This is a genomic window from Streptomyces sp. NPDC088194 (genome assembly GCF_040702025.1).
GTDB lineage: Bacteria > Actinomycetota > Actinomycetes > Streptomycetales > Streptomycetaceae > Actinacidiphila.
Genome location: NZ_JBFBIV010000037.1, coordinates 43645 through 57856, shown reverse-complemented (window position 1 = coordinate 57856; position 14212 = coordinate 43645). Strand labels below are relative to the sequence as shown.

General features: G+C 70.5%; 15 protein-coding genes. 7 read left to right on the top strand and 8 right to left on the bottom strand.

Going from position 1 to position 14212, the window contains the following annotated elements:
* Nucleotides 1-201: 201 nt before the first annotated feature.
* Both AB0399_RS21520 and AB0399_RS21515 read left to right on the top strand, forming a co-directional pair.
* Nucleotides 202-1299: a hypothetical protein gene (locus AB0399_RS21520; protein ID WP_329364801.1), complete on the top strand. Its 1098-nt coding sequence runs from the start codon at nt 202-204 to the stop codon at nt 1297-1299.
* A gap of 44 nt (nt 1300-1343) precedes the next feature.
* Nucleotides 1344-1841, top strand: coding sequence for a hypothetical protein (locus AB0399_RS21515; RefSeq protein ID WP_329364799.1), 498 nt, complete (start codon nt 1344-1346; stop codon nt 1839-1841).
* A gap of 65 nt (nt 1842-1906) precedes the next feature.
* On the opposite strand, the gene AB0399_RS21510 is transcribed toward AB0399_RS21515, so the two are convergent.
* The 3 genes from AB0399_RS21510 to AB0399_RS21500 all read right to left on the bottom strand — a co-directional run bounded on the left by AB0399_RS21510 (nt 1907) and on the right by AB0399_RS21500 (nt 5164).
* Nucleotides 1907-3436, bottom strand: a complete 1530-nt coding sequence (locus AB0399_RS21510; protein ID WP_366412426.1) for an RICIN domain-containing protein — start codon at nt 3434-3436, stop codon at nt 1907-1909.
* 181 nt (nt 3437-3617) lie between these two features.
* Complete coding sequence (locus AB0399_RS21505; RefSeq protein ID WP_366412425.1) at nt 3618-4277, bottom strand: hypothetical protein; 660 nt, start codon at nt 4275-4277, stop codon at nt 3618-3620.
* The gene (locus tag AB0399_RS21500) at nt 4274-5164 is read right to left on the bottom strand and encodes a hypothetical protein (protein WP_366412424.1); all 891 of its coding nucleotides are present in this window, start codon (nt 5162-5164) and stop codon (nt 4274-4276) included. Before AB0399_RS21500 ends, AB0399_RS21505 begins: the two co-directional genes overlap by 4 nt.
* 121 nt (nt 5165-5285) lie before the next feature.
* Here AB0399_RS21500 and AB0399_RS21495 point away from each other — a divergent pair, with 121 nt between their 5' ends.
* From AB0399_RS21495 to AB0399_RS21485, 3 genes are all read left to right on the top strand, one after another.
* Nucleotides 5286-6107 carry a helix-turn-helix transcriptional regulator gene (locus tag AB0399_RS21495; protein WP_366412423.1) on the top strand — a complete coding sequence of 274 codons (822 nt, stop codon included), beginning with the start codon at nt 5286-5288 and terminating at the stop codon, nt 6105-6107.
* Nucleotides 6104-6319, top strand: a complete 216-nt coding sequence (locus AB0399_RS21490; RefSeq protein WP_366412422.1) for a DUF397 domain-containing protein — start codon at nt 6104-6106, stop codon at nt 6317-6319. The genes AB0399_RS21495 and AB0399_RS21490 overlap by 4 nt, the downstream gene beginning before the upstream one ends.
* A gap of 89 nt (nt 6320-6408) precedes the next feature.
* Complete coding sequence (locus tag AB0399_RS21485) at nt 6409-6684, top strand: DUF397 domain-containing protein (protein ID WP_366412421.1); 276 nt, start codon at nt 6409-6411, stop codon at nt 6682-6684.
* A 60-nt stretch (nt 6685-6744) separates the two neighbouring features.
* Here AB0399_RS21485 and AB0399_RS21480 read toward each other — a convergent pair whose 3' ends face one another.
* Nucleotides 6745-7311, bottom strand: coding sequence for a TetR/AcrR family transcriptional regulator (locus AB0399_RS21480; RefSeq protein ID WP_366412420.1), 567 nt, complete (start codon nt 7309-7311; stop codon nt 6745-6747).
* A gap of 150 nt (nt 7312-7461) precedes the next feature.
* Here AB0399_RS21480 and AB0399_RS21475 point away from each other — a divergent pair, with 150 nt between their 5' ends.
* A complete protein-coding gene (locus AB0399_RS21475) occupies nt 7462-8931 on the top strand; it encodes a DHA2 family efflux MFS transporter permease subunit (protein WP_329373907.1) in 1470 nt (489 codons plus the stop codon).
* Nucleotides 8932-9125: 194 nt separating this feature from the next.
* Here AB0399_RS21475 and AB0399_RS21470 read toward each other — a convergent pair whose 3' ends face one another.
* Nucleotides 9126-10787, bottom strand: coding sequence for a TlrC/CarA/OleB/SrmB family ABC-F type ribosomal protection protein (locus tag AB0399_RS21470; RefSeq protein ID WP_366412419.1), 1662 nt, complete (start codon nt 10785-10787; stop codon nt 9126-9128).
* A 644-nt stretch (nt 10788-11431) separates the two neighbouring features.
* On the opposite strand from AB0399_RS21470, the gene AB0399_RS21465 reads away from it, so the two are divergent.
* Nucleotides 11432-11971 (top strand): class IV adenylate cyclase, encoded by a 540-nt coding sequence (locus tag AB0399_RS21465; protein ID WP_366412418.1) that lies wholly within the window; start codon nt 11432-11434, stop codon nt 11969-11971.
* An 83-nt stretch (nt 11972-12054) separates the two neighbouring features.
* Here the strand turns inward: AB0399_RS21465 and AB0399_RS21460 are convergent, their stop codons facing one another.
* The 3 genes from AB0399_RS21460 to AB0399_RS21450 are packed head-to-tail and all read right to left on the bottom strand — an operon-like array spanning nt 12055 to nt 14212.
* Nucleotides 12055-12600 carry an HAD domain-containing protein gene (locus tag AB0399_RS21460; RefSeq protein WP_366412417.1) on the bottom strand — a complete coding sequence of 182 codons (546 nt, stop codon included), beginning with the start codon at nt 12598-12600 and terminating at the stop codon, nt 12055-12057.
* A gap of 27 nt (nt 12601-12627) precedes the next feature.
* Nucleotides 12628-13239, bottom strand: coding sequence for a class I SAM-dependent methyltransferase (locus AB0399_RS21455; RefSeq protein ID WP_366412416.1), 612 nt, complete (start codon nt 13237-13239; stop codon nt 12628-12630).
* Between the two features lie 58 nt (nt 13240-13297).
* Entirely contained in the window at nt 13298-14212 is a 915-nt protein-coding gene (locus AB0399_RS21450) for an aminoglycoside phosphotransferase family protein (RefSeq protein WP_366412415.1), read from the bottom strand.

Here is a 14212-nt window from a genome sequence, read left to right as displayed (position 1 = left end):
TCGGGTGACCGCCGTGAGGAAAGGTTCCGCCTCCCGCAACGCGCCGGCAGGCGCCAAACGTTGACCACACGATTGAGTGTGATGCGTGCATTCGCCTTCCCCGGCAATGGGGGCGGTGATACTTTCGATCGTCCGAACGTGCGCGGGTTCCTGGTTCCCATTCGCCGAGCGCGGTTCGACCGGATCAGTCAAGGACGGGAAATGCCTTCCAACGCGTACAACCTGGAACGGGCCAAGCGCCAGCCGCTGACCAAGAAGAACTTGCGGGAACTCGGCATCGCGCAGGCCCCGGAGTCCATCCTGGGACACCCCAGCCTGGTATATGTCGATGAATACGGTGTGCGGCACAGGCCCGTCGGGTTCTCCGTGAACAAGTTGGGTTTCGGCGATTTCACCGGCAGTTTGGCGTTCGATCTGGGCTGGCTCGCCTACATGAATCTCGGGGAGCCGCTGATCGAGGAGCGGCGCGACATCAGCCAGCCTCCGCCCGACACGTTCTCCTCGCGGACCTACGTCAACCGCAGCCAGTCCGAGATGACCTTCACCGACTCGGTCGACTTCACCGTGTCGAACGGCGCCACCTGGTCGCTCCAGGGAGACTCCAAGCTCACCTTCGGCGGCAGCGTCAGCGCGCAGCTCCAGTTGCAGCTTCAGCTACAGCTCGGACTGAACCTCCAGGCGCAGCTTCAGGCGCAGCTGAAGAACGAGATGACGAACAAGAACACGAACACGATGACCAACAAGAACAGCAAGGACAACGTGGGCGTGGACAACGCCAACGCCATGGACATGGGCATGACCAACGGGGTGACGAACACCGCGACGGGCTCGGTGACAGGGTCGACGGCGTTCACGACCACCGGCAGCGCCTCCGGTACCGCCGGGCTCAACGCCGCGCTGGCACAGGGCGTCGCGGCTTCTGTCGGCGGTTCCCTGTCCACCAGCTGGGCCTCGAAATCACAGATCTCGGGGAAGGTCCCCCCGGGCTCCCGGGTGGAGACCCTCGTGACACAGCGCCGTACCCGCAAGCAGTACACGTACGAGATCCCGGTGACCTTCTCCGGGCTGATCGCGGTGCAGTACGACGTTCCGGTGGCGGTCCTGGCACCCCCGCAGCGCGGGGACTACCCCGGCCTCGACCAGCTGGTCGCCCGCGACATCGGCGACGTCGGCCTGGCCGGCGGCGGCTTTCGGATGAAGGGGCTGGCCGAGGTCGTCTCCGCCCTGGAGGTCCACCACACGATGTTCGACGGCGAGAGCCTGACCGACAGCCGGCGCGAGCTGTACAAGCAGCCCTGACCGCACGTGCGGCACCGCCACGACGACGACCAGAGGTGACGATCATGGTGTTCGACAACATCTTCCGCTTCGCGGGCCAAGGCGCGGGGCTCTTCTCGGTGATCCCCGATCGGGACAAGCCGCAGCCGGGAGCGGGCGTCGACTTCGAGGACGCCGACGACGCCACCTACGACGACACGACCACGAGCCTGTACACCAGCGCGATCCACGGGGCTTCCTCCCGGGCGAAGATCGTGCAGGAGCAGTCACCCGAGGCGCGGGTCGTCCTGGGTTTCCTCGGCGCGTTCATCCGCAACACCCAGGCATCGGCCGATGCGCAGGCCCAGTACGCCCAGCAGCCCAGCTCGGTGTCCGCGGCGGCTGCCGCCGGAATGCAGGAGTCGAGCGCGACGGTGAAGGGCCAGAGCGACCTCAGGAAGCCCGAGGACCTGAACGACATGCCGAAGAAGAGCGAGTGCATGCAGCCCAAACCGGCGACCCCCGAGGCCAAGAAGCCCGAGGCGCCCAAGGCGAGCGCCGAGAAGCCGGGCCGCTCCGAGTAGTCCTCGTCCCGAGGGGTCAGGGGCGGCCCTGCCCCTGACCCCTCGTTCGTGTGCCGATTCGCGGGTCAGACGGAGAGCAACTGCCACTGCCGGTCGCGGGGGTCGCCCTCCGTCACCGTGTGCTGCTTGACCGCCGCGGGGGCGTTGGTGCCGACGCGCAGCAGCAGACCGCTGTTGCGGTTCGCGATCTCGAACACCCTCGGGGTGTCGGTCACGGAGCCCACCGGGAGCATCCGCCACTGCTGGTGGTGGGCGTCAAGGCCCTCGTAGGCGCGCTGCGCGACCACCGCCCCGTCTGCCATGCCCGCTCCGACGACCTCCAGGACCTTGCCGCTGCGCACGTTCTCGATCGTGTACAGGACCTCGCCGTCGTCCTGGCCCGCCACGACCAGCCGCCACCGCTGGTGTTCCCGGGGGGCGGCGAGGGACTGGTGGATCTCGGCCCCGTCCTTGGTGGACTCGCGCAGGACCCCCATCCGCAACCGGCTCCGGACGTTGGCCCAGGAGGCCACCGTGCCCGAATCGGGCAGCCCGGCCATCATCTCCGACGCGATCTTCCGGACCCTGTCGTTGGCGTGGTCGGCGATGTAGAGGGCGTCGACGCAGTCCACAGCGACCCCGTACGGGTTGCGCAACTGGGCCGAGGCGGCTGGGCCGCCGTCGCCGGCGGAGCCCGCGGTGCCCGTGCCGGCGGCCGTGCTGATCGTCCCGTCAGGAGTGATCCTCCGGACCCGGTTGTTGCGGTGGTCGGAGAGGTAGAGGGTGCCGGTGCTGTCCACCGCCACCCCCACGGGGAAGTTCAGCTGGGCCGAGGCGGCTGGGCCGCCGTCACCGCCGGAGCCCGCGGTGCCCGAGCCGGCGACCGTGCTGATCGTCCCGTCGGCCGTGACCTTCCGGACCCGGTTGTTGTCCGCATCGGCGATGTAGAGATCGCCCGCGCCGTCCACCGCCACCCCGTACGGGCGGTTCAGCTGGGCCGAGGTCGCCGGGCCGCCGTCTCCTTTGAAGCCCGTGGCGCCCGAGCCGGCGACCGTGCTGATCGTCCCGTCGGCCGTGACCTTCCGGACCCGCTGGTTGTGGTACTCGGTGACGTAGAGGACGCCGGTACGGTCCACCGCCACCCCCAGCGGGAGGTTCAACCGGGCGGCGGTCGCCGGGCCGCCGTCACCGCTGAAGCCGGCGGTGCCCGAGCCGGCGACCGTGCTGATCGTCCCGTCCTTCCTGATCTTCCGGACCCGGTGGTTGCCGGCGTCGACGATGTAGACGTTGCCCGCGCTGTCCACCGCCACCTCGCGCGGGCAGTTCAACTGGGCAGAGGCGGCAGGTCCGTTGTCCCCCCGGGAGCCGGCGACGCCGTTCCCCGCGACCGTGCTGATCCTCCCGTCGGTCGTGATCCTCCGCACCCGGTGGTTGCTGTAGTCGGAGAGGTAGAGGGTGCCGGCGCCGTCCACCGCGATCCCGTACGGACGGTTCAACTGAGCCGAAACAGCGGGCGCGTTGTCCCCTGAGAATCCCGCGACCCCGGTCCCCGCGACCGTGCTGATCGGAGGGTCGGATCGTTCGCCACCTGTGGCTTCCGTCTGGGCAGTGCTCATCGCCATCCCTTCGCCGTTCGCTGACCGCCGGCTACGAGCGGTTGTCGACTCATTCCAGAAAGTCACAAGGGTGTCGGGCTGGCAAGATCCCCTGCGGGTGGTCCTCACGGAGCAGGTTGACGAGAGACCTGTGCCATCCGACCCCGTGGGCGTACCGGGGTACGGCGGCCTACGGGGTGGATCACGGGTGGCGGGCGTCGGGGTCCAGGTGGTCGGGGGTGCAGTCGCGGAGCTGCATGGCCAGTTGGGACGCGAGGACCCAGGGGATGAGGGAGTCGCCGTAGGGGACGAGGGCGGGGCCGAGGGGCCGGGGGCGGACGTCGCCGGGGTCGGACGGGGGACCGTAGAGCATGCCGTGCACGCCGCCGAGCCGGGGCCGGGCGACGCGGACGGCGGTGTGGGTGCGCCGCAGATACGGGCACAGGCGGAGCGAGGCGAGCGCGCAGGGGCGGCACACCGGGGGATGGGTGGCGCCCATCTCCTCGGGCCAGCCCGGCCAGTCGTCGTGGTCGTCGCCGAGCAGCCACAGCACCCCGCGCTCGTCCCGGTCGGCGGGCCCCGCGCACACCTGGCACAACATCAGCCGCATCGCCCGCCGTTGGCGCGCCGGGTGCACCGCGCCGAACCTGGGCCGGCCGCGCCCCCGCGCCAGCCCCGTGCGCAGCCACAACGCGCCCTCGCGGTCCCGGTCGTGCGGCGTCTCGTCCAGGTACGCGATGCCGCACCGGTCCGGTCGCAGCGTCACCGCCCCGGCCGTACGGTCCTCCGCGCTCCACGTCGTGATGTAGGGGACCGCGGGCACACCGGAGTTGTCGGCGCCGGTACGAAGGTGGGCGCTCATGTGCGGCTCCCCACGAGGTGGACGGCCACGGCGTCCGCGCCGTCGCCGTGGGCCGCCGCCCAGTCCGCCCGCGCCGCGACCAGCGCCGGATGCACCTCGTACGCCAACCGGTCCGCCTGCGCGCGCAGTTGGGCCACCAACCGCAACACGTCGTCCGGGCCCAGGTCGCTCAGCCAGCACTCGGGCGTGAGGTTGAGGTTCACCGTCGGCACGCGCGGGTCCGGGTCGGCCGCGAACGGTACGCAGTCGATGCTGCCGCACAGCACGTGCAGGTCGGCGGGTTCGGCGCCGTCGTGCCCGGTGCGCCGCGCGTTCCGTACGGTCTGGCCCTCGAAGTCGGCGTAGTGGTGCACGTCCACCAGCCGCGCGGCCAAGTGCTCGATCGGCACGTCCACTTCGCTGGGGTCCTCCGTCGCCCACGGCGGCAGATACCCGCTCACGGTGTGCCGGCTGGTCGTGGTGATCCGCCACTCACGTGCCTGCGGCGCCCCGGCCACCGGTAAGGCTTCGCCGCCCTTCCTCGGGCCGTCCGGCAACGTCAGCGCGGTGGTGTCCACGGTGGTGGGTTCCATCTGCAATTTCCCTTTCTGCGCGATTTTTTCCGGAGCGAGCTTTCCGAGTGCCCGCGCGTGCTCATACGTACGGGTGAAGGGCTCGCCCTGCGTGCCGCCCCCCGGGCTCCCCACGCGGGCGTCCCGCGCCCCGGAAACGGCTTCCGCCGAGGCGACTTCCGAGGGCCGCGCCCGCCGTACGCTGCACGGTTCCGCCGTCCACAGCCCCCGGTTGCCCGGGCGGCTCAGCGACAGCAGCCCGGGAGATCTGCGCATCACCTCGCCCAGGTCGCCGGTGCGGGTGTCCACCACCCAGGTCCCCTCGGGGTACGGCATGACGGTCGCCTCTCCGTGTTCGCGCCCTCGCTCTGTGTTTCCAGCGTCGCGTCTGACCGGTACCTTCGCCAGCGAAAAACGGGTTCCAAAGGGGACCGAACTCAGAGCGAGGAGGGAGCACATGCGCACACACATGTCCCAACGCCAGGACGGTGCCGCCTACTTCGGCCAGGAGGTCAGGTTCGCCCGAGAGCAACGCGGCATGACTCAGGCCCAGTTGGCGGCGGAAACGGGGTATGAACGCCCCTACGTCACCCGCGTGGAGAGCGGCAAGCTCCTCGCGTCCGAGCAGTTCGCGGAAGCGTGCGACCGCATCTTCGGTACGCCCGGGTTCTTCGCGCGCCTACGGGTCCGCGTGAGCGAGCGGGGCCACCCGGGCTGGTTCATCCCGTACGTCAATCTGGAGCGGGACGCAATGGCGATGCTGTTCTACGCGCCAGTGGTGGTCCCGGGCATCTTCCAGACGCGGGAGTACGCGACGGCGATCTTCAGTCAGGTCCACCCACGCGACGACAAGCAGCAGACCGACGAGCTAGTTGAGGCGAGGCTCGCGCGTCGAGCCGCCCTGCGGCAGAGGGTTGAGCAACCTCTACTGTGGGTTGTCCTGCACGAGGCGGCGCTGCGTACGGTCGTCGGCAGCCGTGACGTGATGGCGGGCCAACTCGCCCGTCTACTGGACGAGGCGGACTCGCCGCACGTCACTGTCCAGATCTCACCGTTCAATCAGGGCGTGCCCGGCGGCGCATCCATGTTCATCCTGCTGACGCCGGCGGAGGGTGACGCGCTGCTCTACACGGAGACGATGCAGCATGGACATGTTGAAGACTCCGCGTCTGGCGTTTCGGCTGCCCAGCAGCAGTACGATCGCTTGCGAGCCGCTGCGATGCCGCCGAGGGAGTCGCTGGCGCTCATCCGCGACGTGATGAAGGAGTACAGCCAATGAGCACCCTCCCCGCTCTCCATGCCGCGAACTGGGTGAAGAGCAGCTACAGCGACGGCAACGGCGGCGAGTGCGTCGAGTTCGCTCCGAACGTCTCCGGGGTCGTCCCCGTACGCGACTCGAAGGACCCCCAGGGCCCCGCGCTCGCGTTTTCCGCTGACGCGTGGGCCTCGTTCGTGGGGGCCGTGCGGGCGGGGGAGTTCCCGGCCGTCTGACCGTGGCCGGATCGCCCTCTTGCCGGTGAGTGACCGGGGCGCGACGCTGCACGCGTACCGTCCCGGCCCACCCGCGGAGGAGCGTACGCATGCACACGGAACGGGAGTTGAGTCGCGCCCAATGGCGTAAGTCGTCCCACAGCGAAGGCAACGGCGGTGCGTGCGTCGAAGCCGCGGCGGTATGGCGGAAGTCCTCCCACAGCAACGGCAGCGGCGGAGCATGCGTCGAGTTCGCTCCGCACGCCGACGGGGTCGTCCCCGTGCGTGACTCGAAGGACCCGGACGGCCCGCAGCTGACGTTCACCGCCGCCGCGTGGACCTCGTTCGTGGACGCCGTCCGCGCGGGCGAACTCCCCACCGTCTGATCTGGTCCTGGTGGAGGCGGAGCGTCGTCCGGCCCCGGCCTGCTGCCGACCGGGTCGGGGTCACAGCAATCGGTCGACCAGCCCGTCGACGTATTCCGGGGTGAGCGGCACGATGCCGAACAGCACGCGGATGTACATCGGGGCCAGGATGTGGTCCAGCACGGTGAACGCGTCGGGTGCGTGTTCGCCACGGTCGTGGGCGCGATCGAGCATGGACTGCAGTTGACGGGTGCGTTCGGCGCGCAGGTCGTCACCGGCCCGCCGGCCCTCTTCACCGTTGTTGGACAGGGCGAAGGCCAGGCGCAGCAGTGCGGGGCCGTCGGGTCCGGTGATCTCGCGGGCCACGTTGGCCGCGTAAGTGTGCAGGTCGCCGGCGAGACTCCCGGTGTCGGGCATCGGTGACTGCGCGTTGAGGCGGGTGAGCGCCACGTCGGTGAGCAGGGTTTCCAGCCTGCCCCACCGGCGGTAGATGCTGCTGTCGGCCACGCCCGCGCGGGCCGCGACGTCGCCGACGGTGAAGTTGCCGTAGCCCCGCTCGCTGATCAGGTCGGTGACGGCCTGGTGCACCTCCGCGCCGACACGGGCGCTGCGCCCGCCGGGCCGCCGGGCTTGCTGTCGCTCGCTCATCCCCTCACCTTAACGCAGTCGGGACTTGCGTTTTCGCGGAGCCCTCCCTATAGTCGCCTTAACGCAGGCGAAGACTGCGTTAAGGCGCTCAGGTGTATCGCCCCCACGTCGACCGTGACCGGGCGCACCTGACGATCGAGAGGAATCCTCATCACCGCATCACATGCGACCGTAGGCAGCCGATCGAACCGGGCCGTGCTGCTCACGGTGACCTGCCTGGGTCAGTTCATGGTCCTGCTCGACAACACGATCGTCGGAGCGGCGCTGCCCGACATGCAGGACCGGCTGCACACGCAGCTGACCGGTCTGCAATGGATCGTCGACGCGTATGTACTGCTGGTCGCCATGCTGCTGCTGTCCGGAGGCATCTTCGCCGACCGGTTCGGCCGCAAGCGGGTGTTCCTGACCGGCGTCGGGGTGTTCACGCTCGCGTCCGTGCTGTGCTCGGTCGCGCCCTCGCTGGGGTGGCTGATCGCCGGAAGGGTCGTGCAGGGCATCGGTGCCGCGGCCCTGAGCCCCGCCTCGCTGGCCCTGCTCGTCGCCGCCTATCCCGTACCGCAGGAACGAGTCAAGGCGATCGGACTGTGGGCCGGATTCAGCGGAATCGGCATGGCCGCGGGCCCCGTGGCCGGCGGCGTGCTGACGGAAGCCTACGGCTGGCCCGCCATCTTCCTGGTGAATCTGCCCATCGGCGGGTTCCTCCTGCTGATCGGCCTGCGCCACCTCGGCGAGTCCCGCAATCCGAGCGCCCCCGCGATCGACATCCCGGGCACGGTGCTGTCCGCCCTGGCGGTGGGGGCGCTGACCTACGGGCTGATCGAGGGCGGTGCCCGCGGCTGGACGTCGCCGGTCATCCTGGGCAGCTTCGCCGCAGGGGTGATGCTCCTCGCCGCCTTCTTCGCCGTCGAAGCGCGCCGCTCCGCTCCGATGCTGCCGCTGCGGCTGTTCCGGCAGCGCCTGTTCACCGTGTCCAACACCGCCATGGTCGTGGTGGGGTTCGCGCTCATGGGCTCGTCGTTCTTCTTCTCCCAGTTCTTCGTGTACGTCCAGGGCAGCTCGATCCTGCGCGCCGGCCTACAGACCCTCCCCGTCTCCCTCGCCATGGTGATCGTCAGCCCGTACGCGGGCCGGATCGCCGCCCGGCGCGGCTTCCGCGTCGTGGTCACCGCCGGCCTGGCCCTGGCCGGCCTGGGACTGCTCGCGCTCGGCACGGTGCACGCCGACACCGGCTACGGGAACGTGTGGTGGCGGCTGGCACTCGTCGGCATCGGCTTCGCCCTGACCCTGTCCCCCCTGACGGGAGCCGCCATCCAAGCCGTCAGCCCGCAGGAAGGCGGCCTCGCGTCAGGCATCAGCAGCACCACCCGGCAGATCGGCGGGGTGCTCGGTGTGGCGGTGCTCGGAGCAGTCGTCCGCACCCGGCAATCCGGCGGCGCCTCCTTCGAGACCGGCCTCGACAGCGCCTTCCTCACCGCCGGCGCCATCACGTTGGCCACCGCCGTGTTCACCGGCCTGTGGCTGGCGCGGTCCACGTCCGCAGAGGGTTCCGCGGCGCCGCGACGTTCCACCGATCCGGGTGCGGTCGCCACCTCGAACGAGGCATCCGCGAACAGCCGTTGACGACAACAGCCGCCTCGGATGGCCGCCGTGCCGAGCCGGGGACGCCCGCAGCCCAGCCGACGCGTGGTCGGCAGGCCGAGCCCAGCCGACGCGTGGTCGGCTGGGCTCGGCCTGCACTCCCCGGGCCTGCACTCCCCGGGCCTGGCCTCACCCACCCCTGACCGAGCGTCACTCCGATCGCGGAGGGCCAACTGTCACGTCGCCGTTGCCTCGGGAGAACAGGGCCGAGGCGGTGCGACGTGGCCGGCGTCCAGTTCCACGTGCCTGCCGGTGAAGCGGGTTCGCATGCGTCGGTCGTGGGTGACGACGACGACCGCGCCTTGGTAGCGGGCCAGGGCTCCTTCCAGTTCTTCGACCAGGACGGGGGAGAGATGGTTGGTCGGCTCGTCCAGCAGCAACAGGTCGACGGGTTCGCTGACGAGTCGGGCCAGTTCGATCCGGCGCCTTTGTCCGTAGGACAGCTCGCCCACCTTCAGGCGCAGGTCGGCAGGGCTGAACAGGCCGAGGGACAGCAGATGGTCGAGGTGCTCGTCCGGTTCGCCTCCGCGGCCGTGGGCGAACGCCTGTGGGATGGTCAGGCCAGGCGGCCACGGTGTCTCCTCCTGCCTCAAGTGCCCGACCCGGCCCCGCGTGCGCACCGTCCCCTCATCGGGCTGCAACTCACCCGCCAGCACCCGCATGAGCGTCGTCTTGCCGGCCCCGTTGGGCCCGGTGACCAACAGCCGCTCCTCGCCGCCGATCCGCAGCGAAGGTACGTGCAGCCGGTCCTCGACACGGATGCCGGTGAGTTCCGCCGCGGCCTGCGACGTCCGACCGTCGGCGGTGGTCATACGAGCGGCGAAGACCAGCGGTTCGGGCGGCGGCGCGACAGGATCGTCCGTCAGCCGTTCGACCCGCTCCTTCGCATTGCGGATACGGACCATCGCCCCGTGACCACGGCCGCGGGCACGGAAGCCGCCGTGGCCGAACACGGCGAACGGCAGCTTGCGAGGCACCGCCTCCAGCCGTGCCACGTTCGTGGCGGCCAGCTTGCGGTTGCGAGCCAGCTCCGCGCACCAGTCCGCGTACTCCTGCAGGCGGCGCCGCCGCTCAGCGGCCTTGGCGGCAAGGTAGCCGTTGTAGCCGTCGCCGTGACGCGTCACCTTGCCCTCGCCGATCTCCAGGATCGTGGTGGTGACCCGTTCCAGGAACACCCGGTCATGGGTGACCGCGAGCACCGTGCCGCGATGCGCCCGCAGGTGTGCCTCCAGCCAGCCCACCGCCTGGTCGTCCAGATCGTTGGTCGGCTCGTCCAGCAGCAACAGTTCCGGCTGGGACGCCAAGGTCGCGGCCAGTGCCAGCCGTGATCGCTCACCGCCCGACAGCGTGCCCAGGGCCCGATCCCGAGCCAGACCCGGCAGGCCGAGCCCGTGCAGGGCGACGTCCACCCGGGCGTCGGCCTCGTAGCCGGCGCGCGCCTCGTACTGGGCGACCGTTTGGGCGTAGGCGTCCAGCGCGGCGGTGAGTTCCGCCCCCGCCAAGCCCTTGAGTCCGGCTTCGGCGTGGTGCATCCGCGCTTCGAGTTCACGCAGGTCGGCAAGAGCCATGTCCACCGCGTCCTGGACGGTGGCCTCGGGGGGCAGGGCCAACGACTGGGCCAGATAGCCCGAGCCGCCCGGTGCGATCACGGTCAGTTCGCCGTTGTCCGGCCGGTCCTGCCCGGCGATCAGTCGCAACAGGGTGGATTTTCCGGCGCCGTTGTCGCCGATGATGCCGGCCCTCTCGCCCGGCTTGATGCTGAAGGACACGTCGTCCAGCACGACGTGGTCGTCGTAGCGGCGGGTGACGTTCTGAAGAGATAGCTGCGCGGTAAGCATGGATTCCCCTGTTCTCGGCCGGGCCGATCGGCACGGGTGGACGGACGCCTCCGCGCACGCCGGAAACACTCCGCGGTAGGCCGGACAGACGGCATCACGGGAGGAACGGAAGCGCGGATGAGAACGCGCGACGACGGAGCCAAGCTCAACGCGGCCGCACGGGGGATATCACAGAGAACCCATGCGCAGCACCATAGGAGTTAGTCCATGGGGCTGCAAGCCGTTTTTTCCGGTGAGGTGGCAAAAGGTGCGGCAGAGGCGGGGCGAATCCCCGCGGTGGACCGGCGACGGCGAGTACGCCTACGCCTACGGCCCGGGCGCGGACGGCAACCGGCGCGGACGGCCCGGGAGGCCGGATGGCGGGCCAACTCGGTCGCCGACTGCCCCGACCAGCGTGCCGCCCCGCCGGCCGTACGCGAGTTCGTCCGGCGGACGCGCGAGGTACGCGGCGTCGCCGCGTGAACGTACGGCGCGGAACCCTCGGGTGGGGAGGTCAGCGGGGCCCGGGTCGCGCGGGCGAACTCCCCACCGTCCGACCGTTGCTCGGGCAGGCGGTCGCCGCGGCCATCTCTGGAGAGGCAACGCTGAAAAAGCGCACTGTGGTGTTCTGGGTGCTCCGCCCCGATCAACAGGAGGTCATGCATATGGGTACGACGGCGATCGAGTTCGAGGCGAAGATCCTCGGCATCGACCCCGAGGAAATCCGCACCAGGCTGCTGGAAGCCGGTGCCGAGCACGCCGGGGACCGGCTTCAGCGGCGCTACGTCTACGACATCCCGGGCAGGTCCGGGACGTGGGTGCGGCTGCGGGACAACGGGGAGACCGCGACGTTGTGCGTGAAGGAGATCCTGAGCGACGCGATCGACGGGGTCCGGGAGACCGAGACGGCCGTGAGCGACTTCGACGCCACGCACGCCATTCTCGGCAAGCTGGGCTACCTGCCGAAGGCGTACCAGGAGAACCGGCGGTCGTCCTGGACGGTGCTCGGCGCGTCGGTCGAGCTCGACCACTGGCCGCGCATCCCTCCCTACCTGGAGATCGAGGGGACCAGCGGCGACCACGTCCACCGCGTGGCCGAGGCCCTCGGGCTGCCCGTGGACGAACTCACCAGCGAGAACACGACCGCCGTCTACCGCCGGTACGGCATCGACATCGAGTCGATCCCCCGGCTCACCTTCGAGTGAGGGAGGCAGCCCCGTGGCCTTCTGTTGTCGGACAGCCGGAGATCAGCAATGGTCACCGGCTGTCCGACCCCGAGTTCGGACACTCAGGCCGCTTCGGTGGCCGCGGTGATGTCGGCAGCCCATTCCAGCGCGGTGAAGACGTGTTCGGGCTGAAGACCGACGTGGTGTTCGGGCTGGATCAGCAGGGTCGCGTGCCCGGCCGCGGTGCGGTCGGCGGCCCACTCGTGGTCCAGCGCGGTGAAGTCGTCGTCGATCCATGCGGCCGGTGCGATGCCGAGACAGGCGTCGACGTGGTCGCGCTTCCACAGGTAGCCGTCGGGGTGGCTGGTGGTGATCGGCAGCCGGGGCAGGTCGATGTACTCGAAGACCGGCAGGCCCAGCAGCGGGCCGATCACACCGGGCGCGTCCGCGCGCCAACTGGTGCACCACACCGGGCGGATGAGGCCAGTGGCGATGGCGTCGGTGATCATCGGGCCGTGGTGGTGGTTGAGCCAGACCGTGACCGGGTCGGGACGGCCGGTCATGCGGACCTGGTGGCGGGTGTGGGTGGCCGGGGTGGTTTTGTCCTGCGCGGGGAACGGGACGAGGACGCCGTCTATGTCCAGCAGCAGGTACGGGATCTGGTGCACGGTGCCTCCCGGAAGGTGGGTCGGCCGTCAGGGTTTGCGCGCGGTGATGAGCAGGGTGGTGGGCCAGGGGGCGTCGGCCGGCGCGAACAGGTCCTGCGTACCGGTGACCAGCAGGCCCGCCCGGTTCAGGGCGCGGGCCCAGGCTCCGGGGTCGATGTCCCAGTGCTGGACGCTGCCGGTGGTCCCGTTCGGGAGCGTCACCTCGGTCAGGGTGCGCGCGGTGGCGGGAAGGGCGCCGGTGCGGTGCGGGTGCGCTACGGCGAAGGCCAGGACTCCGCGCCGGGCCAGGCGGCGTGAGCACAGGGCGAGGATCTGGGAGGGGTCGGTGGTGCCGATCGCGCCGAAGACCGAGACGATCGCGTCCAGGCGGGTGGCGCTGCGGGTGAGATGGAGCGTCGCTCCGGCGCGAACGAACCGGGCGCCGGTGTGGCCGTAGTGGGCTCTGGCACGGCGGATCTGTCCGGCTGAGCGGTCCACGCCGGTGACGATCGCCCCCGCAGCCGCCAGATGGGCGCTGTTGCGGCCCGCGCCGCAGCCCAGTTCCACGATCCGGCGGTCGCTCAGATCACCGCCCAGGATCTCGGCCCCGGGACCGATGCCGGGCGGCTGGGTCCACTCCAACCGCTGTGGCGCTGCCAAAGGCCCTGGAGGGCTGTCCGCCGGCTTCGAAGCCGCGTGGGCGTCCCAGGTTTCCATCTCATGGTTCCAGGAGCCGTGCGGCGCTGTGGAGGTGGCGGCGGACCACCGTGATGTACGCCTCGTCCGAGGTCGGGTCGTTGATCCAGCGCAGGGCCTGCTCCATGAACCACTCGATCGCCCAGACGCGGTGCCATCCCAGTGCCCACGCCTGCGGGGCCAGGCCGCCTCGCGTGGACAGCGCGCAGCGGTTGCCGCCCGCCACGACGTAGGTCTCGATGAAGGCGCGCAGCCGGTCGGGGTCAGCGTTGCCGATCGTGCCGTGCCAGGACGCGAGGTCGAGCAGACCGGGGCCGTTGAAGGTGCGGGCGAAGTCCAGCAGATGCCAGCCGTCGGCTTTGATGTGGAGGCTGGTGGGGTGGAACTCGGAGTGCACCCAGCCCCACGGGGCGACGGTGGTGCCCTCGGCCCGCTTGGCGGCGGCACCGTTCAGCGCGTGCAGCATCTCGGCGATGTCCTCGGTGCCCTCGGTCCACCGGCCGGCCTCCCGCAGATGCCGCAGATGGCCCAAGGCCAAGCCTGGCAGAGCAGCCAGGGCGTCTTCGTCGAGAGCGGGCACCAGTGTGCTCGGTGCGGCGGCGTGCAGGGTGACCGCGGCCGTGACGCCGTCCGCGTCCTGGGCCTCGCGGACGGGCTCGCCCAGGTCCTCGATCACCATGCCCAGAAGCCCGTCGCGGACCAGCGAGCCGGCGATGTCCGGCACCGGGATACCGGCGGTCGCGGCGGCGCGCAGGAACCGGTCCTCGGCCGTGAACGGCTCGGCGGCGTACTTGTAGATCGCGGTGGCGCCGTCGGGGAAGGTCAGGCGTTCGACCCCGGAAAGGGACCACACGCGGATCGGGCTGCGAGTCGGGGTCGGGCTGCCGGCGGCCGAGCAGACGGCGGCCAGGAGGTCAGTGATGTGCTGGGTGTCCAC